The sequence below is a fragment of the Pseudomonas sp. SIMBA_068 genome (assembly GCF_046534705.1).
Taxonomy (GTDB): Bacteria; Pseudomonadota; Gammaproteobacteria; order Pseudomonadales; family Pseudomonadaceae; genus Aquipseudomonas; species Aquipseudomonas putida.
This window is the reverse complement of sequence record NZ_JAWRYI010001209.1, coordinates 1-249: the sequence shown is the minus strand read 5'-3', so window position 1 is coordinate 249 and position 249 is coordinate 1. Positions and strand designations below refer to the sequence as shown.

Here is a 249-nt window from a genome sequence, read left to right as displayed (position 1 = left end):
GGACGTAGGCCAGCCCAAGGCCGGCGACACCGTGGTCATTTCCGGCGCGGCCGGTGCGGTGGGCAGCATTGTCGGGCAGATCGCCAAGGTCAAAGGCTGCCGTGTGGTCGGTATTGCCGGCGGCGCCCAGAAATGCCAGTACCTGAAGGACGAACTGGGCTTCGACGGGGTGATCGACTACAAAGCCGAAGACGTGCTGGCCGGCCTGAAACGTGAATGCCCCAAAGGTGTGGACGTGTACTTCGACAA

1 protein-coding gene is annotated in these 249 nt (G+C 63.1%); it reads left to right on the top strand.

Annotated elements, in window-relative coordinates:
* On the top strand, positions 1–249 hold a 249-nt coding region (locus SB756_RS33365; RefSeq protein WP_410913671.1), incomplete at both ends, for a zinc-binding dehydrogenase.